General features: G+C 57.1%; 21 protein-coding genes. 12 read left to right on the top strand and 9 right to left on the bottom strand.

Translation table 11 applies throughout. The annotated features are described in order from the left end of the window. Positions 1-36: 36 nt before the first annotated feature. From BLU05_RS21535 to BLU05_RS21525, 3 genes are all read left to right on the top strand, one after another. Positions 37-1,623 (top strand): zinc-binding metallopeptidase family protein, encoded by a 1,587-nt coding sequence (locus BLU05_RS21535; protein ID WP_091884648.1) that lies wholly within the window; start codon positions 37-39, stop codon positions 1,621-1,623. 16 nt (positions 1,624-1,639) lie between these two features. After that, positions 1,640-2,575, top strand: a complete 936-nt coding sequence (locus BLU05_RS21530; protein ID WP_091884647.1) for a dimethylarginine dimethylaminohydrolase family protein — start codon at positions 1,640-1,642, stop codon at positions 2,573-2,575. Between the two features lie 364 nt (positions 2,576-2,939). Next, positions 2,940-4,364, top strand: a complete 1,425-nt coding sequence (locus BLU05_RS21525; RefSeq protein WP_091884644.1) for an aldehyde dehydrogenase family protein — start codon at positions 2,940-2,942, stop codon at positions 4,362-4,364. A gap of 31 nt (positions 4,365-4,395) precedes the next feature. On the opposite strand, the gene BLU05_RS21520 is transcribed toward BLU05_RS21525, so the two are convergent. The 4 genes from BLU05_RS21520 to BLU05_RS21505 are packed head-to-tail and all read right to left on the bottom strand — an operon-like array spanning position 4,396 to position 8,688. Then, positions 4,396-5,982: a 5-guanidino-2-oxopentanoate decarboxylase gene (locus BLU05_RS21520; RefSeq protein WP_091884643.1), complete on the bottom strand. Its 1,587-nt coding sequence runs from the start codon at positions 5,980-5,982 to the stop codon at positions 4,396-4,398. Then, on the bottom strand, positions 5,979-7,166 hold the full coding sequence (locus BLU05_RS21515) for a pyridoxal phosphate-dependent aminotransferase (protein WP_091884872.1): 1,188 nt from the start codon (positions 7,164-7,166) through the stop codon (positions 5,979-5,981). Before BLU05_RS21515 ends, BLU05_RS21520 begins: the two co-directional genes overlap by 4 nt. Continuing rightward, on the bottom strand, positions 7,166-7,819 hold the full coding sequence (locus BLU05_RS21510; protein WP_091884640.1) for a TetR/AcrR family transcriptional regulator: 654 nt from the start codon (positions 7,817-7,819) through the stop codon (positions 7,166-7,168). The genes BLU05_RS21515 and BLU05_RS21510 overlap by 1 nt, the downstream gene beginning before the upstream one ends. Further along, positions 7,816-8,688 carry a dimethylarginine dimethylaminohydrolase family protein gene (locus BLU05_RS21505; protein ID WP_091884638.1) on the bottom strand — a complete coding sequence of 291 codons (873 nt, stop codon included), beginning with the start codon at positions 8,686-8,688 and terminating at the stop codon, positions 7,816-7,818. Before BLU05_RS21505 ends, BLU05_RS21510 begins: the two co-directional genes overlap by 4 nt. A 189-nt stretch (positions 8,689-8,877) precedes the next feature. On the opposite strand from BLU05_RS21505, the gene BLU05_RS21500 reads away from it, so the two are divergent. The 9 genes from BLU05_RS21500 (at position 8,878) to BLU05_RS21460 (ending at position 19,650) form a co-directional block, all read left to right on the top strand. After that, complete coding sequence (locus tag BLU05_RS21500) at positions 8,878-9,672, top strand: ABC transporter ATP-binding protein (RefSeq protein WP_091884870.1); 795 nt, start codon at positions 8,878-8,880, stop codon at positions 9,670-9,672. A 59-nt stretch (positions 9,673-9,731) separates the two neighbouring features. Continuing rightward, positions 9,732-10,511, top strand: a complete 780-nt coding sequence (locus BLU05_RS21495; RefSeq protein ID WP_091884636.1) for a transporter substrate-binding domain-containing protein — start codon at positions 9,732-9,734, stop codon at positions 10,509-10,511. A 190-nt stretch (positions 10,512-10,701) separates the two neighbouring features. After that, positions 10,702-11,415, top strand: a complete 714-nt coding sequence (locus BLU05_RS21490; protein WP_091884868.1) for an ABC transporter permease — start codon at positions 10,702-10,704, stop codon at positions 11,413-11,415. Continuing rightward, positions 11,412-12,254, top strand: a complete 843-nt coding sequence (locus BLU05_RS21485; protein ID WP_244518475.1) for an ABC transporter permease — start codon at positions 11,412-11,414, stop codon at positions 12,252-12,254. The genes BLU05_RS21490 and BLU05_RS21485 overlap by 4 nt, the downstream gene beginning before the upstream one ends. 222 nt (positions 12,255-12,476) lie before the next feature. Next, complete coding sequence (locus BLU05_RS21480; protein ID WP_091884866.1) at positions 12,477-14,483, top strand: CocE/NonD family hydrolase; 2,007 nt, start codon at positions 12,477-12,479, stop codon at positions 14,481-14,483. A gap of 120 nt (positions 14,484-14,603) precedes the next feature. After that, positions 14,604-16,193: an ABC transporter substrate-binding protein gene (locus BLU05_RS21475; RefSeq protein WP_091884863.1), complete on the top strand. Its 1,590-nt coding sequence runs from the start codon at positions 14,604-14,606 to the stop codon at positions 16,191-16,193. A 3-nt stretch (positions 16,194-16,196) separates the two neighbouring features. Then, positions 16,197-17,156 carry an ABC transporter permease gene (locus BLU05_RS21470; protein ID WP_091884631.1) on the top strand — a complete coding sequence of 320 codons (960 nt, stop codon included), beginning with the start codon at positions 16,197-16,199 and terminating at the stop codon, positions 17,154-17,156. Positions 17,157-17,165: 9 nt separating this feature from the next. After that, complete coding sequence (locus BLU05_RS21465; protein WP_091884628.1) at positions 17,166-17,996, top strand: ABC transporter permease; 831 nt, start codon at positions 17,166-17,168, stop codon at positions 17,994-17,996. Next, positions 17,989-19,650, top strand: a complete 1,662-nt coding sequence (locus BLU05_RS21460; protein WP_091884626.1) for an ABC transporter ATP-binding protein — start codon at positions 17,989-17,991, stop codon at positions 19,648-19,650. The genes BLU05_RS21465 and BLU05_RS21460 overlap by 8 nt, the downstream gene beginning before the upstream one ends. A 310-nt stretch (positions 19,651-19,960) precedes the next feature. Here BLU05_RS21460 and BLU05_RS21455 read toward each other — a convergent pair whose 3' ends face one another. The 5 genes from BLU05_RS21455 to BLU05_RS21430 all read right to left on the bottom strand — a co-directional run bounded on the left by BLU05_RS21455 (position 19,961) and on the right by BLU05_RS21430 (position 26,183). Continuing rightward, positions 19,961-20,911, bottom strand: a complete 951-nt coding sequence (locus BLU05_RS21455; protein WP_091884624.1) for an alpha/beta hydrolase — start codon at positions 20,909-20,911, stop codon at positions 19,961-19,963. Next, entirely contained in the window at positions 20,908-21,690 is a 783-nt protein-coding gene (locus BLU05_RS21450; protein ID WP_091884622.1) for a carnitinyl-CoA dehydratase, read from the bottom strand. The genes BLU05_RS21455 and BLU05_RS21450 overlap by 4 nt, the downstream gene beginning before the upstream one ends. Continuing rightward, the gene (locus BLU05_RS21445) at positions 21,683-23,755 is read right to left on the bottom strand and encodes an acetate--CoA ligase family protein (RefSeq protein WP_091884619.1); all 2,073 of its coding nucleotides are present in this window, start codon (positions 23,753-23,755) and stop codon (positions 21,683-21,685) included. The genes BLU05_RS21450 and BLU05_RS21445 overlap by 8 nt, the downstream gene beginning before the upstream one ends. A 198-nt stretch (positions 23,756-23,953) precedes the next feature. After that, positions 23,954-25,117, bottom strand: a complete 1,164-nt coding sequence (locus tag BLU05_RS21435) for an acyl-CoA dehydrogenase family protein (protein WP_091884614.1) — start codon at positions 25,115-25,117, stop codon at positions 23,954-23,956. 4 nt (positions 25,118-25,121) lie between these two features. Next, positions 25,122-26,183 carry a carnitine 3-dehydrogenase gene (locus BLU05_RS21430; protein ID WP_091884611.1) on the bottom strand — a complete coding sequence of 354 codons (1,062 nt, stop codon included), beginning with the start codon at positions 26,181-26,183 and terminating at the stop codon, positions 25,122-25,124. Positions 26,184-26,185: the final 2 nt, after the last annotated feature.

The following is a 26,185-nucleotide window of genomic DNA, read 5'->3' as shown; positions in this document are numbered from 1 at the left end:
TCCAGATGATTATCTCGCCGCAACGGGAGATGGATCGTGACCACGGCAGCAGGAACCACAGCGCTGGATTTTGTCGAAAAGCGCCAAGCTGATCTCTCGGCATGGACCCGCACCATTTTCGATTTCGGTGAAACTGCCTGGCGCGAATATCAATCGGCAGAATGGTATGTGACGCTGCTGCGCCGTGAAGGTTTCGACGTGGAGACCGGTTCAGGCGGTATGCCCACGGCATTCTGTGCGCATTGGACCAACCGGGCAGGAACCACGGGTAAATCCCCAACCATTGGCATGTATGCGGAATATGATGCGGTGCCCGGCAATTGTCAGGACGCGGCGACGGTCCAGCGGCCAAGGCCCGGTTTGAACGAACATGCTGGCGGTCACACCGACCCGCATTCGGGGCTCGGCATATCCAGTCTCGGCGGTCTGCTGGCGACAAAAGCTGCCATGGAAAAGCACGGCATAACAGGCACATTGCGCTTTACCGGCGAACCGGCGGAAAAAGTGCGCGGCTCAAAGCCCATTCACGCCGCCAAGGGCTATTATGATGGGCTGGATGGAATGATCTCGTTCCATCCGTTCTACATGCTGCCGCTGTGCAATACGGTGCGTTGGGACACGCATTGCGGCGCTGCCTATTCGATGATTTATCGCTTTGTCTGCGATCAGCCTCAAAGTTGGGGCCTCAGCGATGGCGCGCCGATCCCGCAATCCCATTCGGCGGTGCGGGCGCCCGGTGCCAATGATGCACTGATGATGATGTATATGGCGTCAAAAGCCCTGCGCGATTCCATGCTGCCGCATCATGGCGGCTGGTCGATCAGCGAGGCAATTCTGACCGCCGGGCAGGCAACTGCTGACAACCTTCCCGCTGGGCTCGCCGAAATTCAGTACATGATGCGTGTGCCAACCATAGGCATGGCCGAGCAGGTGACATCAGTGCTTGACCGCAATGCCGAACATGCGGCCGCAATGACCGGCTGCCGGGTGGAGCGGCATTGGGTGTGCAAGTCACGTCCCGGCCTTGCCAATCATGCCATGGCAGAAATCACATGGGATGCGCTGCAGACAGTCGGTGCGCCGCGCTGGAACGAGGCGGCAAAGGCGGTGGCGCGGGAAATTCAGGTCAATGCCGGGATCGAGCCGATGCTTGATCCTTTCCTTGACGAGTGCGAGACATTGATCGCGCCAAGGGATGCTGAAGCAATCCTGCGCCGTGACCTGCCGCCATCCCAGATCAACTCCACCTCCGACGATTACACGGATATGACATGGCATGCGCCAACAGTGCGCTTCTATGTGGCGCGTCCCGCATTGAAGGCACCGAAGGGCTTTGCCTATCCGGGCTGGGTGATGAATGCGCTGGGCGGTATCCCGGAAACAATCGATCCTATGGTGATCACCGCCACCAAGACCGTGGCGCTGACTGCCCTGCGCCTGCTTGAGGACGGCGATGCCCGCAGAAGCGCAAAGGATGAGTTTATCCAACGCACCGGCGGCGGCATTGGTGGTTCGAACTGGATAGCGCCGCTTTGCGATTACGAACCGCCGATTCATTTCCGCTGGCCGGAATATGTGACCACTGCACGCGGGCGGGCGTGGTGGATACCCACACGCCCCTGATGAGGAGACAGGACCAATGACACGTCATGAACAGGGCTTTGAAGCCGACGCATTTACATTGAAGCGCCGCAATCCAAATGGCGGCACAGCACCGCTGAAAGGCTGGGGTTTTCGCAATGAAACTGACCCGCTGACTGATGTGCTGCTGGGCTCTCCGGCATTTCTGCGGCACATGGCGACAAGCTCGCTGTCGCGCAAACATCTGCGTGAAGCACCATGCAATATTCAGACCGCACAGGCGCAGCACAAGGAACTTGTCGCGGCCTATGAACATTTCGGCGTGAAAATCCATTGGCATGAGCCGGAGCCGGAGCTGCCGATGCAGGTCTACTCACGCGATTCCAGTGTGATGACCCCCTATGGCGCTGTGATCACCGCCATGGCCAACTGGTGGCGGCGCGGCGAGAACTATGCCGCGATCCGCACCTATGAAAAGCTCGGTATTCCGATCTACGACATGGTGACAGCGGGTACCTTTGAGGGCGGCGATTTCAATGTGATCGAAGAGGGATGTGTTCTCATCGGCTGCGGCGGTGCGCGCACGCAGGAAGAGGGCGCCCGTCAGGTGGAAGAATGGTTCCGCAAGGAGGGTTGGGAAACGCGGCTTGCCTTCATCGATGAGTATTACGTGCATATCGATCTGATGGTGGTGCCAATTGCGCCAAAGCTGACAGCGGTGTGTCTTGCCTGCACCGAGCCCGGCATCGTCGAGTGGCTGAAATCCAAAGGCCACGAGATCATCGATGTGCCGTTTCAGGATACGATGAATCTGGGCTGCAATTTCATGTCGCTCGGCAAGGACCGGATCATCGCGCCGACATCCAGCAAGACGCTGATCGATAAATTGCGCGCACGCGGATTTGAAGTGGCGGCGGTTGATATGAGCGAGATCTCCAAAACCGGCGGTGGCATTCACTGCATGGCACAGGCGCTGTTGCGATCAGCGGATTGAGTGTGTGCATGAGTTGCACATCTCGCCACTATCCTAAAGCAACCATCTCTCCATCATCCTAAAGCGCCCATCTCTCTCCGTCATCCTCGGGCTTGACCCGAGGACCCACCGTTGATGACGAGTAATATTTCCCTTTCACAGTTCGATGTCGTGAATATCGTTTCTTCTTTGTCATGGGTCCTCGGGTCAAGCCCGAGGATGACGGAGAGAGAATGGCGAGAATGATGGAGAGAGGGCCGCTTTAGGACGACGAAGAGGATACAGAGAGGTAAGTGTTCACACTTTCCGTCGTTTTTGTATCTGGCATCCAAACCAAAAGCCCCATACCATTTGCAGAACGACCAGTATTCAAGCGGAGGCAAATATGCTCATCAAGCGGGATTTTTATATCAACGGTGAATGGGTGCCTCCTCTTGTGGCCAATGATCTTGAAGTGATCAATCCGGCTACGGAAAAGCCCATTGCGATTATTTCCATGGGAACACCAGCGGATATTGACCGCGCCGTGGCGGCGGCGAAGAAAGCTTTTCAGACCTATAGCCAGACATCCGTCGAGGAACGTCTGGCGCTTCTGGAAAAGCTGCTCGATATCTACAAACGCCGCTATGACGAGATGGCGCAAACCATCACGGCGGAACTCGGCGCGCCGATCACCATGAGCACGCAGCAGCAGGCCGATGTCGGCGTTGGTCATTTGCAAGGGTTCATTGACGCCCTGAAAAACCTCCATATGCGTGAAGACCTGCCGAATGGCGACCTTCTGGTGCGCGAACCCATCGGCGTTTGCGGCCTGATCACGCCGTGGAACTGGCCAGTAAACCAGATTGCGCTAAAAGTTATTCCGGCGCTGGCAACGGGCAGCACCTGCGTGCTCAAACCAAGCGAATTCACGCCGCTCAACGCGCTGCTTTATGCTGAGATGGTACATGAAGCGGGTTTCCCCGCTGGTACGTTCAATCTGGTCAATGGCGATGGCGCAACGGTTGGCGCGGCGCTGTCCAAGCACAAGGACGTCGACATGATGTCCTTCACTGGCTCCACCCGCGCCGGTATCGCGGTCAGCAAGGATGCGGCGGAAACCGTCAAGCGCGTGACGCTCGAACTCGGCGGCAAATCACCGAACATTGTGTTTGAGGATGCCGATCTGGAAGACCGTGTTGCGGGCAGCGTGCTTGAATGTTTCAACAATAGCGGCCAATCCTGCGACGCGCCAACGCGCATGCTGGTGCAGCGGTCCGTCTATGACAAGGCAGTGAAGATTGCCGAAGCCACGGGCAAGGAAGCGCGCGTCGGCGATCCGCAGGAGGATGGCGACCATATCGGTCCGCTCGTCAGCCATATCCAGTACGGCCGCGTACAAAGCCTGATCGAAGCCGGTATCGCCGAAGGTGCACGCGTGCTGGTGGGCGGTGCAGGCAAGCCAGAAGGTTATGAAACCGGCTATTTTGTCCGCCCGACAATCTTTGCCGACGTGCGCAATGATATGCGCATTGCCAAAGAGGAAGTGTTTGGCCCGGTGCTCTCGCTCATTCCTTTTGATACGGAGGAAGAAGCGATTTCCATCGCCAATGATACACCCTATGGCCTTGCCGCCTATGTGCAGACAGGTGATGCCAAGCGCGCCGAACGCGTTGCCTCAAAGCTGAAAGCAGGCATGGTGCATATCAATGGCGGTGCGCATCGTTATGGTAGCCCGTTCGGTGGCTACAAGCAGTCAGGCAATGGCCGTGAAGGTGGCAAGTTCGGGCTTGAGGACTTTCTTGAGGTCAAGACAATCCACCGGCCGTAACCGATGGAAAAGGTTGATGGCCACTCGGCCATCAACCGATCAATGTTTCATCAATTTCAATCAGATATGGATTTCCGCTCGCCTTGGCTGTCAGCAGCGCGGCGGGCAGTTCGTCCAATGTTTGCAGCTTGATGGAAGCCACGCCATAGGCCTCGGCGATTTTGAGATAATTGGGCGCTGATGGGCGCACGCCAACCGGGTTGATGTGCACGTCACGCATGGCGCGTTCGATTTCCTGATAGCCCTGATTGTTCCAGACAATGAAGATGACAGGCGTTTTTTCATCGACTGCCGCGCCGAGTTCTCCCAGCACAAATTGAAAGCCGCCGTCACCGACGATGCAGATCGTTGATGTCTCGGGCTTGCCGAGCGCTGCGCCAATAGCAGCAGGTGGGCCAAAGCCGAGGGCACCAAAGCCGGTTGCCGCATTGAACCAGCCACCGACGCGATCATGGTCGTAATAGAGATTGCCGGAATAGATGGCCTGGGTGGAATCGCCCACGATCAATGAATCCGGCAATGTGTCGCGCAAAATATTGAGAAAGCGCACATGGCTCTGCGTTCTCGGGCCGATTTCCGCCCATGCCGCATCGCGGGTTGCCAATGCACGGTCTTCACCCGACTTGGTATTGCGCCGCGCGGGCAATGTGGCCGCCAGTGCTTTGACTGTTTCCTGCGCCGATGCCTCGATGGGCATGAAAGCCGGGCGGCGATCCAACTGTCCGGCGTCGATATCGATGCGTACAAGGCGTTTGAGTTCCGGAAAACCGCCGTCGCCATACATGTCGTAGTCTGTTGGTCCCATTTCGGTGCCGATGGCGATCACCAGATCGCTTTCAGCGAGAAGCTTGCGTACAGCGGTGAGGCTGGCGCTGGCCGGGATCAGCAGTGGGTGATTGTGCAGAATGCCGCGTCCATTGGTGGTTGCCACCACGGGCGCATCCAGCTTTTCCGCCAATTCCTTTAGTTCTGCCGCAGCGCTTCTAGCACCGCCGCCAATCAGGATAACCGGTCGTTCAGCGCCAAGGCATTGGCGGGTTAGTTCAGCCATGGTTTCCGCCGATGCCTGCGGAATAGGTGCATCCGATAGCTGGCGGGTTGCACCATCCAGTGGCAGCGCCATCACATCCAGCGGTATCTCGATATGAACAGGGCCGGGACGCCGCGAGGCAAACAACGCAAAGGCGCGGGCAAGCACAATCGGCAATTCATCCGCTGTTTCAATACGATGCGAGAACATCGCAACCGTTTGCAGCATGGCGCGCTGATTGGGCAGTTCATGCAGGAAGCCCATGCCCTTGCCAAGGGATTCGCGCTGATTGACACCCGAGATCACCAGCATCGGAATGGAATCGGCACGGGCCTGACCCATGGCGGTGATGGTGTTGGTGATGCCAGGCCCGGTAATGACGAAAGCGACGCCGGGCTTGCTGGTTGCCCGTGCATAGCCGTCGGCCATAAAGCCCGCGCCTTGCTCATGGCGCGGTGTGATATGGCGTATTTTTGAGGCGGCAAGGCCGCGATAGAGTTCTATCGTATGAACGCCGGGGATACCGAAAACCGTATCGACGTCGTAGGATTCGAGCAGATGGACGAGGGCTTCACCAACCGTTGTCATGCGGATTTCCGTTGCTGGAGGCGGGAGGCAAGGCGGACAATACCGGCGCAGGCAGCGTCTATCTTGTCGTCGGCAACACTGAGGCTAAGGCGCAGATAACCCGCCAGATTGTCGCCGAAGGATTCGCCCGGCATGACCGCTACATGTTCTTCTTCGAGAAGCCGCATGGCGAAATCATTGCCGCTCAGACCCGTTGCGCGAATATCGGCGAGGATGAACATGCCCGCCTGTGGCATGTCGGCACCGATACCAGCAATCCCGTCAAGTCGCTTCGAGATCAATTGCGCGCGGCGGGAATAGCTTTCGCGCATGGTTGCCGCTGCTGCCGAGGGCTGGCCAAGCGCATAGGCGGTCATATCCGCGATAAAGGGCTGGACGCCAAACAACAGGGATTCCGATAGGGGCAGAAGTTTCTGGGTGAACTCTGCCGGGCCGACACACCAGCCGCTGCGGAAGCCCGGCGCGGCATGGGATTTGGAAATGGAGGCAACAGCAATGGTCCGGTCGGCGAGTTCCGGCCGGTCAAGCGGCGAGGCGAACTTGCCGTCAAAAATCAGCAGTTCGTAGACTTCATCGGAAACAATCCACAGATCATGCTTGCGGCAGACTTCACCGATCTCTGCCACTTCCTTCTCGCTCAGCACGGCGCCGGTTGGATTGTGCGGCGTGTTGAGCAGGAGAACGCGGGATTTCGGTGTGATGACCTTTTCCAGATCGGCAGCCTGCATGCGAAAGCCGTTTTCGGGGCGCAGGGGAACGGAAACCCGTGTTGCGCCAGTTGCGCGGACAACGCCGTCATAGGTGGCATAGAGCGGATCGCCGGTGATGATCTCGTCGCCTTCTTCGGCAAGACCGAGCATGACAAGCGACAGTGCCGTCTGGGTTCCGGGAAAACACATGATGTGTTCAGGCCCGATAGCCCGGCCCGTGCGCGCGGTATATTTGGCCGAAAGTGCAGCAAGAACAGCGGGTTCGCCGCGACCGTTGGAATAGCCGGTACGCCCTGCACGCATAGCGCGCTCGGCCACCTCAAGCATGTCAGTCGGGGTTGGAATGTCAGGTTCGCCGATGGTCAGCTCGATGATCTCCTGGCCAGCGCGTTGCATTTCACGCGCACGGATATGCACGGCCCATTTATCCGATCCCAGTCCGGCCAGACGGTCGGTCAAAGACGCATAGCGCATCATTCGGCTCCTTGAGTGTGAAGTGAGATTCCAAGTACGGCTTCAATAGCGGCAATGCCGGTTTCAGCCAATTCCCCATCGGCGAAAATATCGCCGGCAAGACAGCCTTCCAGCCACAATCCATCGATGATCGCATTGATGGCGATAGCATGGCGGCGGGTATGAATAGGTTCCGCCGGTTTTTTCGATGCAATAAGGGCCTCGCGGATCAGGATTTCCAGCTCGTCGCGAAAACCGAGATAGCCGTCGCGGTGCGCGGCGGCCATGGCAGGGTCCGCATGAACAAGGGCAATGAAACCTGCCCATAGCGACAGATTGTGCGGGTCCATGATCGGCTCGCCAAGGTTGGCGGTAACAAAGGCCTGTAGGCGCGAGCGGGGATCAGCGGCGGCATTGTGCAGGGCATCGCTGGCTTGCACGGTCATGCGGTTCATGACGGCGCGATAGGCAGCGCCAATGAGATCATCCTTGGTGGGAAAGTAATAGCGGATAAGCCCGGCTGTAACATCGGCCCGCTGGGCGATTTCGCGCACGGTGGCACCGGCAAGTCCGCGCTCGGCCACACATTCAAGCGTTGCGGCGATCAGATCCTCGCGGCGCTTGTCCTCGCCTTCACGGCGAAAGGTTTTGCGTGTGGCCGATTGCGTCTTCATTGCCGGAAGACCGGACGGGTGAGGCAGGTGGGACCGCCTTCGCAGGCAATGCACAATGCATCGGCTTCGAAGGTTGTGACAGTGCAGCCAGCAGCTTCCATAGCCGCCTTGGTCTTCTCAAAGCCCGCCACCGCGATGACTTCATAGGGCGCGGTTGGCAGCACGTTGAGGTTGAGCCCATTGCTGGCGGCAAATTCTTCTTCCGGCGCTGCGATGAGGCGAATGCCGCGCTCTTTCAGCAACTGATAGAAGGCGGCTGGCAGCAGGGGCAGATGGACAAGAGCAAGGTCTTCAGCCAGCGGCGAGATGATGGACATCAGGTGCAGGCAAGCCTCTTCGCCCTGCCACAGCGGCAGGTCAAAGCCGAGAACAGTCACGCCAAGTGGCTCAAGAATGGCGGCCATCTGCTCGATACCGGATTGATTGGTGCGCACGCCGCGGCCAATGGCCAGTGTCTTGCTGTCGACCCAGACGCAATCGCCGCCTTCAACTGTACCCGGCGCGACAATGCGGCCAAGAACCGGCACATCCATCTGGCTATAGGTTTCGTGATGAAGATCGGTCTCATCCAGACGCAGGGGTTTGCCCATGCGCAGAAGGATTGCACCCTTGTCGGTGACGAGAGAGGGATCGTGCGTGAAGATGGAATCCGACAATCCATCATTGCCGTCTCTGATCCAGGTAATGTCAGCACCTGACTGAGCCACAAGGTCAGCAAATACGCGGTGCTGTTCGGATGCACGGCGCGGATCGAACTGCGGGCCATAATGCCAGACGTCACGCTCGGCACCAGCCATAACGCGGTCAGGCATGCGCATGATGACGCGTTTCAGGGGAAGGGCCATGGACTGGGAACCGAATGCGCTCATCGACTGCTCTCTCGTAAAAATTGCATCTGGAGTATTTATACGCTTGCATAATTAGAGCGCAAGTGGTGTGATGCTCGAAATTAGGCAGTTTCGCCTCATGCTGACAAAACAGGCAATAATGATGACAGCAGGTGCCAGACAACCCATGGAAACCGCACGATGACGGAAGCGTTACACGCATCCGCTCAGATGGAGCCTCTCCAATCCGTCCCGGCCGAAAAAGCCGAAGCCATCCACGTCTGGAACCTGCACAAGAAATTCGGCGCCCTTGAAGTTCTCAAGGGCGTTTCGCTGACCGCCAAAGACGGTGATGTCGTGGCGATGATTGGCGGCAGCGGTTCCGGCAAGTCAACTTTCCTGCGCTGTATCAATTTCCTCGAAAACCCGACAAGCGGCGTCATTCGCATCAATGGCGAGGATGTGCAGATGGTCAGCGATGGCGAGGGCGGGCAATACCCAGCCAACCGTCGCCAGATCGAACGTATCCGCAGCCGTCTCGGCATGGTGTTCCAGAATTTCAATCTCTGGCAGCATATGACCCTGATCCAGAACGTCATCGAAGTGCCCGTTCATGTGCTTGGCATGAAACGCGACGAGGCCATGGCTATCGGCGAACAATTGCTTGAGCGGGTCGGACTTTCGGCCAAGCGCGACGTCTATCCAGCCTACCTTTCCGGTGGTCAGCAGCAGCGTGGTGCCATTGCCCGCGCCCTTGCGATCCAGCCGCGTGTGATGCTGTTTGATGAGCCGACATCAGCGCTCGATCCGGAGCTGGTCGGCGAAGTTCTGAAGGTTATCGGTGATCTCGCCAAGGAGGGGCGAACCATGCTTCTGGTGACGCATGAGATGAAATTTGCCCGGGAAGTGGCGAGCCATGTCATGTATCTCCACAACGGCATTGTCGAAGAAGAGGGACCACCGGAAGAATTGTTCGGATCACCAAAATCTGAACGTTTGAAGCAGTTTATTCGTACTGTTTCATAAATTGCATGAAAAAATACAGGGAATAATCCTGGGGAACAAGAAAACAAATGGAGTTAAAAATGAGAGCTTTCTTGAAATCAGCGGTTGCCGCCGCTGTGCTGGTCGCAGCAATGGGTGTCGCCAGCGCTGAACAACTCAAGGTTGGCATTGCCGCCGAACCTTATCCACCTTTTGCCTCACCTGATGCTTCGGGCAAATGGGAAGGATGGGAAGTCGATATTGCCATGGCAATCTGCGCTCAGGCCAAGCTTGACTGCGTGATCACGCCCGTTTCGTGGGATGGCATCATTCCGGCTTTGACCACCAAGAAGATCGATATGATCGCCGCTTCCATGTCAATCACCGCCGAGCGCGAGAAAACGATCGATTTTTCCGACAAATATTACAATACGCCCACGGTCATCCTCGGATCGAAAGACGTCAAGATGGATGCTTCACCCGAAGGTCTGAAAGGCAAAATCATAGGCGTGCAGGTTTCGACCATTCACCAGGTCTATGCCAAGAAGCATTTTGCCGCGACGGCGGCTGAAATCAAGGAATACCAGACGCAGGACGAAGCCAACCAGGATCTGGCCGCCGGGCGGATTGACGCGACGCAGGCCGATTCATTGGCACTTGAAACCTTCGCCCAGACCGACGCGGGCAAGGCCTGCTGCGAGATCAAGGGCAAAGTTGCGCCCGATCTGGAAGTCCTTGGACCCGGTGTTGGTGTCGGCCTGCGCAAAGGTGATACGGAGCTGAAGGGCAAGATCAATACAGCCATCAAGGACATTCGTGCCAATGGCAAGTATGACGAGATTTCGAAGAAGTACTTCAACTTCGATATGTATGGCGGTTAAGCCGTTGGCTGGAGCAGGTGTTTGCCTGCTCCGGTCAATCTTTCATCGGGTAGGCTTATGCACCGCGCACATTTCCTCATAGTACGCCTGTTTCAAACAGGCGCACTGTGAGGAAGATATGCACACTCCATTATTCTGAATCGAGGATCGCTTGGCCGACGCATCGATTATTCCAGCTGGTATAGCCGGCATGTTTGATCTTCTGTCTCCCAATCCGCCGGGATGGGGCGGTAATCTCCTGCGTGGTCTGGCAAATTCGCTGCAGATCGCCGTGGGTGCCTTTGGCATGGGATTGCTGATTGGCACATTCGGTGCCTATGGCAAGCTCTATGGCGGGCCACTGGTGCGCGATATTGCGGCGATCTATACGACTATTGTGCGTGCGGTTCCGGAGCTGGTGCTGATCCTGCTGCTCTATTATGCTGGCACCGATATGATCAACCGCGTGCTGGAAGGCCTCGGCTATCAGCGTGTGGATATCAGCGGACTGGTTGCTGGTATTGTTGTGCTCGGCTTTGTGCAGGGTGCCTATGCCACGGAAGTGCTGCGCGGGGCTATCAAAGCCATTCCGCAAGGGGAAATCGAGGCGGCGCGGGCTTATGGCATGTCGCCAACGCTAATGATGCGCCGTATTACCTTGCCTGCCATGCTGCCGCATGCACTGCCGGGTCTTGCCAATCTATGGTTGATCTCGACCAAGGATACGGCACTGCTCGCGGTGGTGGGTTTCAGTGAACTGACGCTTGTGACCCGTCAGGCTGCGGGCACGACAAAGGCCTATTTCCTGTTCTTCATCGCGGCAGGCGTTCTTTACCTTGCCATCACATTGTTCTCCAACCTCATCCTTGCCAAGGTTGAGCAATGGGCGCGGCGCGGCATGCCTTCGGTCAAGGAGGCGCGATGATGAGCGAAACGCCACTTGAAGCGCCCATCGAAACATTTCCGATCCACAAGGACAGCGACACGAGCGGGCAGGCGCGTAAACTCCCGCCGCATCGGATTGTGCTGATCCTGATTGGTATTGCGCTTGTCGCCTCAGCTATTTTCTTCATGCGCTGGGACTGGTTGCCCAATTATGGCGATCTGATCCTGCAAGGCCTGTGGCGCACGATCTGGATATTGATCGTGACCGTCATCATCGGTTTCCTGCTGGCTGTACCGCTTGGATTGGCACAGGCAGCGGGCCCGGCAATTCTTGCGGTACCGGCACGGGTGTTCTGCACTATTGTTCGCGGCACGCCGCTGCTCCTGCAACTCTGGCTGCTCTATTACGGGCTGGGTTCGCTGTTCCCGCAATATCCGTGGATACGCAGCTCGGAACTCTGGCCGTACTTGAGACAAGCATGGCCTTACGCGGTGCTGGCGCTCTCCCTGTCCTATGCGGGCTATGAGGGCGAGGTGATGCGCGGCGCGTTTGCCGGTGTGCCCAAGGGACAGCTGGAATCGGCGCGCGCTTTCGGTATGCGCCGCTTCACCATTTTTCGTCGCATCTGGTTGCCGCAGGCCATTCATCGCGCTTTGCCGACACTGGCGGGTGAGGCGGTGTTACAGCTGAAATCAACCCCGCTGGTGGCAACGATTACCGTCGTCGATCTCTATTCTGTCGCCTCGCGCGTAAGACAGGATACATTCATCACCTATGAGCCGCTTTTGCTGCTGGCCGCCGGTTATCTTGTCATCACCGGCATCATTGTTTTTCTCTTCCGCCGGTTGGAAAAGCTTATTCCATCAAGGCTGGGATGAGACTTTTCCAGCGTGACGCAAATGACCGAACATATGTCGCAAGTGTTTGGTCCGCATAGCCGGACAGATGCGCATAGTACGATACAAAGGAACACCTCGCAAAAGACGAGAAAATGGGATTCATGTTTTCACCGGGTGGTCTGCCCGGTGTGCATTGGTCATTGTCGCCAAGACAAATGACCGGATCTGTTTTCCGCTCCGTTGCAGGAACGAAAGATGGTAATGCGGACAGTCGAGACTTTTCAGCACAAAGTGAAAGAAGAAGCCGATCTGGGCATCGTTCTGCCCGATGGCTGCCGCCTCTCGGCCCGAGTCTGGATGCCTGAAGATGCAGTTGAAAATCCGGTTCCCGCCATTCTCGAATTTCTGCCATATCGCAAGCGCGATGGCACCACGGCGCGCGATAATCTCACCCATCCTTATTTTGCCGGACATGGCTATGCCTGCCTGCGTGTCGATATGCGCGGCAATGGCGATTCCGAAGGGCTGATGGAGGACGAATATTCGGTTCAGGAACTCAACGATGCCTGCGATGTGATCAAATGGATCGCCGCACAGCCCTGGTCATCGGGCAGGGTTGGCATGATGGGCATTTCCTGGGGTGGGTTCAACTCATTGCAGGTGGCGGCTTTGCAGCCCGAAGCGCTGAAAGCCATCATTACGCTCTGCTCGACGGATGACCGCTATGCCGATGATATTCATTACAAGGGCGGATTGCTGCTGAACGAAAATCTCGGATGGGGCGCGACCATGCTCGCCTATTCCTCGCGTTCGCCCGATCCACTGCTGGTTGGCGATAAATGGCGCAGCATGTGGCTCGACCGGCTTGATCACGAACCGTTTCTGCCCGCGACCTGGCTGATGCACCAGACCCGTGATGCCTATTGGAAGCGCGGCTCGATCTGCGAGGATTTCTCCGCTGTCAAAGCCGCCACATTGGCGATTGGCGGCTGGGGTGATGGCTACAAGAACGCCGTACCGCGCCTGATGGAAGGCATTACTGCACCGGTCAAAGGCATTGTCGGACCGTGGGTGCATAAATATCCGCATTTCGCCGTGCCCGAACCGCGCATCGGCTTCCTGCAGGAGGCTTTGCGCTGGTGGGACCGCTGGCTGAAGGATATCGATACGGGCGTCGAGAATGATCCGGCTTATCGCGGCTATCTGATGGATTCCGTTCGTCCGAAAAGCTGGTACACGGAACGTCCCGGTTACTGGATTGCGGAGCCGCAATGGCCATCAAAGACCATCCGCAACGAAGTGCTTCACCTGACTGCCGAAAAATCTCTGGGTAACAAGCCCGTCAAGGAATTTGCCCATCTTATCGCTTCGCCGCAGGATTGCGGCATGATGGGCGGCGAATATTGCGCCATCTGGCTTGGCCCGGAACTTCCCGGCGATCAGCGCCGCGATGATGCGCTGTCTGTCTGCTATGATGGCGCTGTGCTTGAAAAGGCTGTTGATATTGTCGGCGCACCTGAAATCTCGCTGACGCTTTCCAGCGACAAGCCTGTTGCCCTGGTTGCCGTGCGCCTGTGCGATGTGCACCCGGATGGCGCATCGACACGCATCACCTATGGTGTGTTCAATCTTTGCCATCGCAACAGCCACGAAAAGCCGGAAGCCCTGACACCGGGCGAACCTGTCAAAATCCGGTTCAAGCTGGATGACATTGCCTACCGTGTCCCTGCCGGTCATCACCTGCGCATTGCCGTCTCATCAAGCTATTGGCCGATGGTCTGGCCATCGCCTGAGACTGTCAGCCTGACGCTGCACGGTGGCAGACTGGATTTGCCATCCCGTGATCTCGCAATGGGTGACGAATGGACCTTTCCCGAGCCGGAAGCAGCGTCGCCATGGCAACTCGACACCTTGCGCAAGGGCACAAACAGTCGCCTGATCGAACAGGATCAGGTCAGCGGCAAGATTGTCCTGTCGATCATGGATGATTTTGGCGAAGCGCGCGACAAAGAGCATGGGCTGATCCATGGCAGTGTTGCGCGTGAACGCTGGGAAATTCATCCTGACAATCCGCTTTCCGCCTATGGCGAGACACATTGGACGGAGCTATCAGGCCGCGATGAATGGCGCGTCCGCACGGAAACGTTCACCACGATGCGGTCAGACAAACAGAACTTTCATCTGACGGGCCGCATTGAAGCCTACGAAAATGACGAGCTGGTTTTCGAGCGAAATTTCGCCGAGACAATCGCGCGTCAGCACATCTGATTGCTGGAGGTTATAGTCAAACGTCACATTGACGGTTGAAATCCACGGGTATCAAGTCGCATAATTCACAAAAACCGAATTTGGGCGCTATGCGTTCCAAGCAACAAAAGGGGAATGGGTATGTCAAAAGAACTCGATTATCTGAGCCGCAAGGTCGCACGCGGACATTTGTCCCGTCGTGATTTTCTTGGCCGCGCTGCCGCTCTCGGTGTCACCACCGTTTTAGCCAATTCATTGCTTTCCAGCGCGGCTTTGGCAGAAGGTCCGGTCAAGGGCGGTACGCTGAAAGCCGGTATGCAGGGCGGCGCTTCGACCGACAGCATGGACCCGGCAACATGGCAGAGCCAGGTTCCCTATAAATTTGGCCGCCAATGGGGCGAACAGCTCGTTGAAATTCAGGCCGATGGCACGTTAAACCCGAAACTTGCCACGGAATGGGGTTCGACACCCGACGCCAAGGTCTGGACCTTCAAAATCCGCAAGGGCGTACAGTTCCACAATGGCAAGGAAATGACCGCTGATGACGTCGTAGCCACGATGGAACGCCATTCCGACGCCAATTCAAAATCCGGTGCGCTTGGTGTCATGAAGGGCATCGACAATGTGAAGAAAGACGGCGATACCGTTGTTTTCACATTGAAAGAGCCGAATGCCGACCTGCCGTTCCTGATGGATGATTACCATCTGATGATTCAGCCCAATGGCGGCAAGGACAAGCCGACCGCCGGTATCGGCACCGGGCCTTATAAGGTCGTCAAGGACGAACCGGGCGTGCGCCATATCGGCGAGAAGTTCGCCAGCTATTGGGACGGCGATAAGCGCGGTCACGCGGATCAGATTGAAATCATCGTCATCAACGATGCCACGGCCCGCACATCCGCTTTGCAGTCCGGACAGGTTCACATGATCAACCGCGTCGAGCCGAAGATCGTTGATCTGGTCAAGCGCGTTCCCGGCGTGACCATCCAGAACGTGGCGGGCAAGGGACATTATGTGTTCATCGCCCATTGCAACACGGCACCGTTCAACAATAACGACCTGCGTCTGGCGCTGAAATACGCCATGAATCGCGAAGATATGGTGCAGAAAATCCTGCGCGGCTATGGTTCGATCGGCAATGATTTCCCGATCAACAAGGCCTATCCGCTGTTTTCGGATGATATCGAACAGCGTGCCTACGATCCTGACAAGGCGGCTTTCCACTTCAAGAAGTCTGGCCATGATGGTTCGGTACTGCTGCGCACATCCGATGTGGCCTTTCCGGGCGCTATCGATGCGGCACAGCTTTTCCAGCAGAGCGCGGCAAAGGCTGGCATCAAGATCGAGGTCAAGCGCGAACCCGGCGACGGCTACTGGTCCGAAGTGTGGAACAAGCAGCCATTCTCGGAATCCTATTGGGGTGGCCGTCCGACACAGGACCAGATGTATTCAACCGCCTATCTTTCCACCGCAGACTGGAACGACACACGCTTCTTCAATGAAAAATTCGACAAGACATTGATTGCAGCGCGCGGCGAGTTGGACCCCGCCAAGCGCAAGCAGATGTATCGCGACATGTCGGTGACTGTCCGCGATGAAGGCGGTGTTATCGTGCCGATGTTCAACGACTTCATCGATGCGACCAGTGCCAAGGTTGGCGGCTGGGTGAAAGATGGCAATCAGGAAATGAGCGGTGGCTATGCCTTGTCCCGCTGCTGGCTGATGGCCTAACGGATGAGTGGTCCTGTCCTCAAACTGGTGGCCCAACGCATAGTCATGGGCCTTCTTCTTCTTCTGGCAGTCTCGGTGCTGATTTTTGCAGGCACCCAGATACTGCCGGGAGATGTGGCGCAATCCATTCTCGGCCAGTCGGCCACGCCGGAGGCTTTGGCAAACCTGCGGCGTGACATGGGGCTGAATGATCCGGCCTATATCCGCTACCTGCATTGGCTTGGCGGCATATTAACCGGCGATCTCGGTACGGCGCTATCCAGTGGACAGGACATTGCGACGTCGCTCAAAGGGCGGTTATGGAACACGCTGTTCCTCGCTTTCTGGGCGGCCGTTGTCTCGATCCCCTTGGCAATCGCGCTTGGCCTTCTGGCCGTGCGCTATCGCAATGGCTGGGTGGACAAGCTCATTTCCGGCCTCGGCCTTGCCTCCACCTCGCTGCCGGAATTTTTTACCGGCTATCTGCTGATCTATTTTGTTGCCGTGCGTCTGCAATGGTTCCCGAGCGTTTCCACCGTCTATGACGGCATGCCGCTCGGCGAACGGCTGAGCGCCATTGCCCTGCCGGTCACGGTTCTGACACTGGTGGTTCTGGCGCATATGATGCGCATGACCAGAGCTGCCATCCTCAATGTCATGCAATCAGCCTATATTGAGACGGCGGAGCTGAAAGGGCTGACGCCGCTTCAGATCATCACCCGCCATGCCTTTCCCAACGCCATTGCGCCAATCGTCAATGTGGTGATGCTCAATCTGGCATTCCTTGTTGTCGGTGTGGTCGTGGTCGAAGTTATCTTCGTCTATCCCGGCATGGGGCAGTATCTGGTTGATCATGTGGCCAAGCGCGATGTTCCCGTCGTTCAGGCGTGCGGACTGGTTTTCGCGGCTGTCTATATCACCCTCAATATTATTGCTGACATCGTGGCGATTGTTTCCAATCCCCGCCTCAGACACCCCAAGTGAGGCCGCGCCATGTTGAACGTTAAAAACATTCCCATCAGCGCCTGGATCGGTCTGATCATCACGGCCATCTTTCTCTTCGCGGCGATTTTCGCACCATGGGTTGCTCCATATTCCGTCGGCGAAACCGTCGGCGACGTCTGGGAACCCATGTCGGCCAAATACTGGCTCGGTACGGATAATCTTGGCCGCGATCTGCTTTCGCGCATGATCTACGGCGCGCGTATCACCATCTTCATTGCTGCCATGGCAACGGCCCTGTCGTTCATTCTCGGATCGGTGCTGGGCTTTGCTGCTGCGGTTATCGGAGGCTGGTTCGATCAGCTCATGTCGCGCTTTGTCGATCTGATCATGGCGATCCCCACCCTGATCTTTGCGCTTGTCGTGCTCTCGGTTCTGCCCGCCAATATCACAACGCTGATCTTCGTTATGGGGCTTCTTGATGCCACCCGTGTTTACCGGCTGGCGCGGGCGGTGGCTGTCGATATCAACGTCATGGATTTCGTCGAGGCGGCAAAGCTGCGCGGCGAGGGGCGTATCTGGATCATTTTTCGCGAGATACTGCCGAATGCGCTGACGCCGCTGATTGCTGAACTTGGCCTGCGTTTCATCTTCGCTGTGCTGTTTCTATCAGCGCTGTCGTTCCTCGGTCTTGGTGTTCAACCGCCGGATGCGGATTGGGGCGGTATGGTCAAGGAAAACAAGGAAGGTATTGTTTTCGGCATTCCCGCAGCGCTTATTCCGGCTGCCGCTATCGCTGTCTTGTCGATCTCCGTCAATCTGGTTGCGGACTGGATACTCAACCGAACCACCAGCTTGAAGGGAGGTCGCGGCAATGGCTAAAGCACCTGCAAAGGACAAATCTGGCCTTCTTCTCGATATCCGCAATCTGAGAATTGAAGCCACCAGTTATCCGCCCGGCGAACCGCCATGCAATGTTGTGATTGTCGACGATATCTCGGTGAAGGTTGAGCGCGGCAAGGTTCTGGGCTTGATCGGCGAATCTGGAGCAGGGAAGTCCACCATCGGTCTTTCCGGCATGGGCTATGGCCGCGGTGGTGTCCGTATCACTGGCGGCGAAGTGCTGCTCAATGGCCGCGATATCCTCAAAGGTGGCGCAAAGACGCTGCGGCAAATCCGTGGCCGCGAAGTCTGCTATGTCGCGCAGTCGGCAGCAGCGGCTTTCAATCCGGCACGCAAACTGATGGATCAGGTGATTGAAGCGGCGCTTCAGCACAGGATCACCACGCGCGCCGAAGCGGAAAAACGCGCTATCGGCCTGTTTAAAAAGCTGGGCCTGCCAAATCCTGAGACTTTTGGTCAGCGCTTTCCGCATCAGGTATCAGGCGGGCAGTTGCAACGCGCGATGACTGCCATGGCACTGTGTTCCGAACCGGATCTGATTGTCTTTGACGAGCCAACGACGGCGCTTGATGTGACCACCCAGATTGATGTGCTTGCTTCGATCAAGGATGCCATTCACGACACGAACGTCGCCGCGCTTTATATCACCCACGACCTTGCGGTTGTGGCACAGGTTGCCGATGACATCATGGTACTGCGCCACGGCAAGATGGTGGAATATGGCGATACGCGCCAGATCATCAAGGAACCGCACCAGGAATATACGCGCCAGCTGGTTTCGGTGCATCACATCCCGCATCAGGAAAAGACAACCGATGGCACGCCCATTCTGTCGGTGAAGAACGTCACGGCGGCCTATGGCGGCGGGCTAGTCAAAGTTCTGAAAAATGTCTCGGTGGATCTGCATCTCGGCCAGACACTCGCTGTTGTCGGCGAATCCGGCTCAGGCAAATCGACACTCGCACGCGCGATCACCGGCCTTCTCCCGCCGATGGAAGGCACGATCACCTTTGACGGGCGCACGCTTTCACCACGTCTCGCCAATCGCACCCGCAATGATCTGCGCGAATTGCAGATGATCTACCAGATGGCGGATGTGGCGATGAACCCGCGCCAGACCATAGGGACCATTATCGGCCGTCCGCTCGAATTCTATTTCGGCATGCGCGGCAAGGAACGGGACAAGCGCATTGCCGAACTGCTCGACAAGATCGAAATGGGCAAGGGCTTTGTCGACCGCTATCCCGCCGAACTCTCAGGCGGGCAAAAACAGCGCGTCTGTATTGCTCGCGCGCTGGCCGCCAAGCCGAAACTGATCATCTGCGACGAGGTAACAAGTGCGCTCGATCCGCTCGTGGCCGATGGCATTTTGAAACTTCTGCTTGATCTGCAGGCGGATGAACATGTGGCCTATCTCTTCATCACCCACGATCTTGCCACGGTCAAATCCATCGCCGATGCCATTGCTGTCATGTATCGCGGCGAGGTGGTGCGCTATGGGCCAAAATCGCAGGTACTGACGCCGCCGTTCGATGCCTATACGGACCTGCTTCTGTCATCGGTTCCTGAGATGGAACTGGGCTGGCTGGAAGGGGCGGTGAAAAACCGTCGCATGGCGAGTGCGGGGAATTAGGGTCCGCTTTCATTTGGTTTGGGGAGATCACAACCGTTGCAGAATATAGCTCCCTCTAACCCACCCATCTCTCCGTCATCCTCGGGCTTGACCCGAGGACCCACAATTTAAAAGCGCCAAGTATCCAGATTCGTCTAATTTCCTTAACCGTGGGTCCTCGGGTCAAGCCCGAGGATGACGAAAATGGGGGCGCGGGGAACCATATTTTGCAACGATATTGCGATTAGCGTTGCATCCTCACTCTCCCCCATGGTTGTTATATCGAACCACGCACCACTCACCACACCATCGACCACTCACGATATCCAATTCAAAGCTGACCCGGCCAGCGGCCTTGGCCCAGCAAATGCACCGCAGTGCATATCCGGCGGAAGCTGGAGCGGGCGCGTTCGACGCTGTGGCGGGCACGCAGATAGCCGTGCACCAGACCGGGCTCATTGTTCCAGATCGCCTTGCCGCCATCAGCTGAAATCCGCTCGCAATAGTGCCTGCCATCATCCGAAAGCGGATCACACTCGGCAGAGATTACAATCGTATCGGGCAGGTTGGAAAAGTCGGTGTCAGCGAGCGGGGCAAAACGCGGGTCTTTTGACCAGTCGTGATCGCCGCTTCTGACCTTGGCGTAGTAGACCGTATCGCGTGTGGTCAGCATAGGTGCTTCCGCATGGGTGACATACGAACCCTCGTTCTGCGCACCGCCCAATCCGGGATAGATCATCACCTGACCAATTGGCGCGCGATCACTGTGGCGCACATAATGCGAAACCGCAGCAACCAGATTGCCGCCAGCGCTGTCGCCGCACAGCACGATGGGCAGAGCAGACGTTGCCGCCACATGCTCGAATACCGCAAGGCAATCCTCGAACGATGCGGGATGTACGTGCTCGGGCGCAAGGCGATAATCGACTGAGATAACGCGAAAGCCGGCGGCGTCACAAATCTCGGCACAGACATCATCATGGCTGTCGAGACCACCGACGACAAAGCCACCGCCATGAAAATACAGGCAGATGGCTTCGGGTGTGGTGTTCTCTTTGTCATAGATACGGACAGGGATTTTCCTGCTATCAGCATCAACGAAGCGATCAGCGGATGAAACGCTCTGGGGATAGCCGACGAAAAACCCCCGGCACATCCGGTTATAAACCTCGCGTTGCTGTGCGACGGTATATTCAACCGCATCGGGCGGATAAAAGCTGTTGGTCCGCTCGATGAAAGCCCAGGTTTCCGCGTCGATCAGAACCGAATAATCCGTGCTCATTTGCCTTTCCATACGGGATCGCGTTTTTCGGCAAAGGCTTTAAAACCTTCCTGACCGTCTTCCGAGGCATAAAGCACATCGACCGTGCGGAATTTGCGCTTGGTGATCCGGCTCATGGCGTCCTGAAAACTCATATCCTCCGCTTCACGCGCCACTTCCTTGATGGCGGCAAACACCAGTGGCGGGCCGCTTTCGAGCAGACGCGCGATCTCCCAGACGCGCTCCATCAGCTTGTCTTTTGGCAGAACCTCGTTGACGAGACCCCAGCGATGCGCCTCCGCAACATCCATCCATCGTCCGGTGAAAAGCAGGTCCATGGCGACGTGATAGGGAATGCGCTTGGGCAATTTTACCGTGGCGGCATCAGCAAGCGTACCTGCGCGAATCTCAGGCAGGGCAAAACTGGAATGGTCGGAGGCAAAGATAAGATCGCAGGAGAGGGCGAGTTCAAACCCGCCGCCCACCGCCATGCCGTTGACGGCGGCGATGACAGGCTTATTGAGGTCGCGCAGCTCCTGCAATCCGCCAAAGCCACCGACCCCATAATCACCATCCACGGCATCGCCGCTTGCGGCTGCCTTCAGATCCCAGCCAGCGGAGAAGAATTTGTCGCCTTCGGTCTGGACAATCGCCACGCGCAATTCAGGATCGTCGCGGAAATTCTGGAACGTTTCTCCTAGCAGGCGGCTGGTCTTGAGATCGATGGCATTGGCCTTCGGACGATCCAGCGTGACTTCGAGAATACCGCCTTCGCGGCGCGTTCTGATCACATCACTCATGCAACTCTCCCCTGGTTACAAGCAGCGCATCGGCTATCCATGCGCCCTGACCGCTGCGGCAGACAAGCAGCGGATTGATATCGAGTTCAACGATCCTGCCGGCATTCTTCACCGCAAAATCGGCAATGCCAAGAATGGCATCCAAAGCCGCATCAAGATCGGCTTTCGGTTTGCCACGATAGCCGTCAAGCAGCGGAAACATACGCAGCGAGCGCAGGGCGGCTTCGGTCTCCGCCCGGCTGGATGGCAGGAGCAATGTCACGCTGTCTTTCAAAAGTTCAACCAGCACACCGCCGGTACCAAGCGTCATCAGCGGTCCGAATTGCAGATCATCAACAATGCCGACAATGAGTTCGGCAACGGCGTCGGTCACCATGCGTTCGACATAAAGCCCACTGCCAATGCCAATCAAGTCAGTGGCAGCAACGCGCACGGATTGTTCATCCCGCAGATTGAGCCTGACAGCATTAAGCTCGGATTTGTGCGCAACGCCAAGTGCCTTGAGCGCGACCGGAAAGGTCAATCTTTCCGCCGCTGCAACCGCTTCTTCGACGCTTTGGCAACGTTGGCCCAAAGGCACGGGTAGCCCCCGCATTCTAAGGAGGGCTTTTGCTTCCGCTTCGTCGGGCGTCAGATTTTCCGCATGGATTTCTTCGGGAGAAACAACGGGCTGAGGCAATGGTGTTTTCCATGCCTGACCAATAAACGCGGCAGCCTCAGCAGCATCAAACGCCTCGGTGATCCCGCAGAGTGGCGCAATACCTCTCGCCATCAACCCGGCAATATATTCCTCGGGTATGTTTTCCGGCAGGGACGCGACAATGGCGCCCTTGGCATTATTGGTTTTAAGAGCAGCCTCAAAACCCCGCACGGTTGCCCACCAATCCACATCGGAACAGCGGTCTTTGCGGGGAAAGTCAAGCACAAGGCAATTGAGCGCGAAGCCCCCTGATACCATGGCTGTAAAGGTCTCGGTGAGTGCCGGTTCATTGTTCCAGATAAAGGTGTGGTAATCGAGCGGATTGGCCACGGCGACCAGCGGCCCCAACGTGGATTTTACTTTGGCCCGGTGTTCGGGTGTGAGGACTGGAAAGTGAACCGCGCGGCCTTCGGCACTGTCGGCCATGACAGAGGCTTCGCCGCCGGAACAACTCATGGACGAAAGCGTATTGCCATCAAGCTGTTTATGCACATGCAGAAGCTTCAGCGTTTCAAGGAAAGAGGCGATGGAATTGACCCGGGCAATGCCGAGGCGCGTCAAAAATGCATCCGACGCCGCATCCGATCCAGCCAGCGAGGCCGTGTGCGAAACGGTTGCCGCGCGGGCCTGCGCCGAGCGACCAACCTTCATGGCAACGATGGGTTTGTTTAGTTCCCGCGCGCGTTTTGCCAGTGCCTCGAATTTTGCCGCTGATTGAAACGCTTCGATGTGGAGACCGAGCGCTGTGACCCGCTCATCCTCAAGCAGGGCAATAGCCATATCGGGCAGGCCTGTTTGCGCCTGATTGCCTGCCGTCATCACATGGGCAATTGGCAATCCGCGCGTCTGCATGGTCATGTTGATGGCGATATTGGACGACTGGGTGATGATGGCAACACCGCGCTCATCAGCGGCAAGTCTGCGTCCGCCATGCTGGTCGGGCCAGAGCAGGGCACCATCGCAATAATTGATCAGGCCATAACAGTTTGGCCCGATGATCGGCATATCGCCCGCTGCCTCAATCAGCTCATCCTGCAGCCGCGCACCATCCGCATCATCGGCGCCAGCTTCCAGAAAACCCGAGGCATAGCATACGGCAACACCCGCACCGCGTTCACGCAATTGCCTGACAATATCGATGGTAAGAAACCGGTTGACGCCAACAAACGCCGCATCCGGGCTGCCGGGAAGGTCGGCGACGGAGCGATAGGCTTTGAGGCCGAGTATTTCATCATGCTTGGGGTGGACAGGCCATATCTCGCCTGAGAATCCCATTTTCTGCGATTGCTTGATGACTTCGGCCGCCTGAAGACCGCCGAAGACTGCAATGGTTTTGGGTCGAAGCAGACGGTCGAGTTTTGGCACTAGTGACCACCCCCCTCTGCCTTGTCAGGCATCTCCCCCACAAGGGGGGAGATCAGCCTACAATACTGCCTTTGCACAATTTGAAACGTTTCCGGTTGTGCAAAGGCGTTCATGCCAATGTGATCTCCCCCCTTGTGGGGGAGATGTCCGACAGGACAGAGGGGGGTGATGATGGCGAAACCTGACCTCATAAACCGCTCATGCTCCATGCGGACGAAGCAAAGCGCGGGAAATGATGTGGCGCTGGATTTCCGATGTGCCTTCCCAAATCCGCTCCACGCGGGCATCGCGCCAGATGCGTTCAAGTGGCAGGTCGTCCATCAGTCCCATGCCGCCGTGAATCTGGATGGCTTCATCGGCAACGAAGGCAAGCACCTCCGTGGCTTTCAGCTTGGCCATGGCCATGTCCTGATCGGTCACAGTGCCCTGATCGAATTTCCATCCGGCTTCGAAAGTCAGCAGATCAGCAGCCTTCAGTTCCGTTGCCATATCGGCGAGCTTGAACGAAACGCCCTGGAATTTGCCGATCTGCTGGCCAAACTGCACCCGCTGCGCCGCATATTGGATGGCGTGGCCAAGCGCGCGTTCCGCCCGGCCAAGGCAAGTGGCCGCAACCTGCAGCCGTGTGGCACCGAGCCATGTATTGGCGACGTCAAAGCCTTTATGCACTTCGCCAAGGATGGCATCGGCGGGCAGGCGGCAATCGTCGAACTCGATGATCGCATTGGTATAGCCCCGGTGCGAGACGTTGCGATAACCCTCGCGGATGGTCATCCCCGGATGATCCTTGTCGACGAAGAAGGCAGTGATCTTTTTCTTCTTGCCGCGCGGCGTGTCTTCTTCACCTGAAGCCACGAAGAGGATGACAAAATCCGCTTCCAGCGCATGGCTGATGAAATGTTTCGTACCGTTGACGATCCAGTCTCCGCCTTTTTCCACGGCTGTTGCCTTCATGCCGCGCAAATCCGAACCCGCACCGGGTTCGGTCATGGCCAGACAATCGGACTTTTCGCCGCGAATGCAGGGATAAAGGTATTTTTCCTTCTGGGCGTCTGTGCCAGCGAGCAGAATGTTCGATGGGCGTCCGACACAGGACCAGTGCAACGCATAATTGGCGCGGCCAAGCTCCTTTTCATAGAGCAGCCATGTCACCGTATCGAGACCGGCACCGCCAACGCTTTCAGGCATATTCGCCGCATAAAGACCCGCGGCAATCGCCTTTTGCTTCAGCTCATCAGCCAGTTCCTTGCGCAGGACACCCGTGCGCTCGACTTCCGCTTCGTGCGGATAAAGCTCGTTTTCGACAAAGGCGCGGGTTGTCTCGACAATCAGCCTTTGCTCCTCCGAAAGACCGAAATCCATGGTTCTAAACCTTCTTCTTCGGTTTGGTGGATTTGGCTTTTTCGGCAGCTTTTGAAATGGCAGGCTTCTTTGCCAGTTTGGACAATTGTTTTGTGTAATCCTTGTAGAGTGCCCCGGCGCCCCAGCCCTTGCCTTTGTTCTGGCGGGAGAGGGCATCCATGATGGCAACCAGATTGTCGTCGCGGATGCGCTCGAGTTCGCGGATCGAAAGACCATGCGCCTGTTCATCCGACTGGGTGGCGATCTTGTCGACCAGCTCGTCTGTCAGCTCAGGCACGTCCATCAGCTTGGTCCACGGCCATGAGAGGCAGGGGCCAAACTGGGCCATGAAGTGGCGCATGCCCGCTTCGCCGCCCGCCACACGATAGACCTGGAACATACCCATCTGCGCCCAGCGGATACCAAAGGAATAACGCATGATATCGTCGAGTTCCTCGACGGTGGTAATATCATCCTTGATCAACCACAGCGCTTCGCGCCAGACGGCCTCCAGCAGGCGGTCGCCAACAAAGGCTTCGATTTCCTTGCGGATGACCACCGGCTTCATGCCGATGGAGGCATAGAGTTCGCGGGCCGTTTCGATGGCTTCCGGGGAGGTCAGCTTACCGCCGACGATTTCCACGAGGGGAAGCAGATAAACCGGATTATAAGGATGGCCGACGACAAGACGCTCCGGATGCTGCATCGATGTCTGCATATCCGATGGCAAAATGCCTGATGTGGACGAACCGATAATCGCGTCGACAGCCGCATGTTTGTCGATTTCCGCCAGCACCTTGTGTTTCAGATCAAGCCGTTCCGGCACGCTTTCCTGAATGAAATTGGCACCGGCGACAGCTTCGGCAATGGTCTTGGCAAAAGTCAGCTTGCCTTCTTTCGGCAGGCCATCAGGAACCATGGTCTTGTAGGCGCGCCGTGAGTTTTTCATCACCTCGCTGACTTTGCGTTCTGCTTCCGGGTCAGGATCGAAGATCGAAACATCGATGCCGTTGAGAATGAGGCGGGCGACCCAGCCCGCGCCGATAACACCGCCGCCGACGGCTGCCGCTTTGCGAATTGTCGTCATGA

This window comes from Phyllobacterium sp. OV277 (assembly GCF_900104355.1).
GTDB lineage: Bacteria > Pseudomonadota > Alphaproteobacteria > Rhizobiales > Rhizobiaceae > Phyllobacterium.
The sequence above is the reverse complement of the archived record's forward strand: the minus strand, read 5'-3'. Positions and strand labels throughout refer to the sequence as shown.

Bases quoted from the DNA above. Each gene is read 5' to 3' on its own strand.
- BLU05_RS21470 (WP_091884631.1), top strand. From the start codon at position 16,197: ATGAGTGGTCCTGTCCTCAAACTGGTGGCCCAACGCATAGTCATGGGC.
- BLU05_RS21495 (WP_091884636.1), top strand. From the start codon at position 9,732: ATGAGAGCTTTCTTGAAATCAGCGGTTGCCGCCGCTGTGCTGGTCGCA.
- BLU05_RS21500 (WP_091884870.1), top strand. From the start codon at position 8,878: ATGGAGCCTCTCCAATCCGTCCCGGCCGAAAAAGCCGAAGCCATCCAC.
- BLU05_RS21450 (WP_091884622.1), bottom strand. From the start codon at position 21,690: ATGAGTGATGTGATCAGAACGCGCCGCGAAGGCGGTATTCTCGAAGTC.
- BLU05_RS21460 (WP_091884626.1), top strand. From the start codon at position 17,989: ATGGCTAAAGCACCTGCAAAGGACAAATCTGGCCTTCTTCTCGATATC.
- BLU05_RS21475 (WP_091884863.1), top strand. From the start codon at position 14,604: ATGTCAAAAGAACTCGATTATCTGAGCCGCAAGGTCGCACGCGGACAT.
- BLU05_RS21510 (WP_091884640.1), bottom strand. From the start codon at position 7,819: ATGAAGACGCAATCGGCCACACGCAAAACCTTTCGCCGTGAAGGCGAG.
- BLU05_RS21465 (WP_091884628.1), top strand. From the start codon at position 17,166: ATGTTGAACGTTAAAAACATTCCCATCAGCGCCTGGATCGGTCTGATC.
- BLU05_RS21505 (WP_091884638.1), bottom strand. From the start codon at position 8,688: ATGAGCGCATTCGGTTCCCAGTCCATGGCCCTTCCCCTGAAACGCGTC.
- BLU05_RS21515 (WP_091884872.1), bottom strand. From the start codon at position 7,166: ATGCGCTATGCGTCTTTGACCGACCGTCTGGCCGGACTGGGATCGGAT.
- BLU05_RS21480 (WP_091884866.1), top strand. From the start codon at position 12,477: ATGCGGACAGTCGAGACTTTTCAGCACAAAGTGAAAGAAGAAGCCGAT.
- BLU05_RS21490 (WP_091884868.1), top strand. From the start codon at position 10,702: ATGTTTGATCTTCTGTCTCCCAATCCGCCGGGATGGGGCGGTAATCTC.
- BLU05_RS21520 (WP_091884643.1), bottom strand. From the start codon at position 5,982: ATGACAACGGTTGGTGAAGCCCTCGTCCATCTGCTCGAATCCTACGAC.
- BLU05_RS21435 (WP_091884614.1), bottom strand. From the start codon at position 25,117: ATGGATTTCGGTCTTTCGGAGGAGCAAAGGCTGATTGTCGAGACAACC.
- BLU05_RS21485 (WP_244518475.1), top strand. From the start codon at position 11,412: ATGATGAGCGAAACGCCACTTGAAGCGCCCATCGAAACATTTCCGATC.
- BLU05_RS21455 (WP_091884624.1), bottom strand. From the start codon at position 20,911: ATGAGCACGGATTATTCGGTTCTGATCGACGCGGAAACCTGGGCTTTC.
- BLU05_RS21525 (WP_091884644.1), top strand. From the start codon at position 2,940: ATGCTCATCAAGCGGGATTTTTATATCAACGGTGAATGGGTGCCTCCT.
- BLU05_RS21530 (WP_091884647.1), top strand. From the start codon at position 1,640: ATGACACGTCATGAACAGGGCTTTGAAGCCGACGCATTTACATTGAAG.
- BLU05_RS21430 (WP_091884611.1), bottom strand. From the start codon at position 26,183: ATGACGACAATTCGCAAAGCGGCAGCCGTCGGCGGCGGTGTTATCGGC.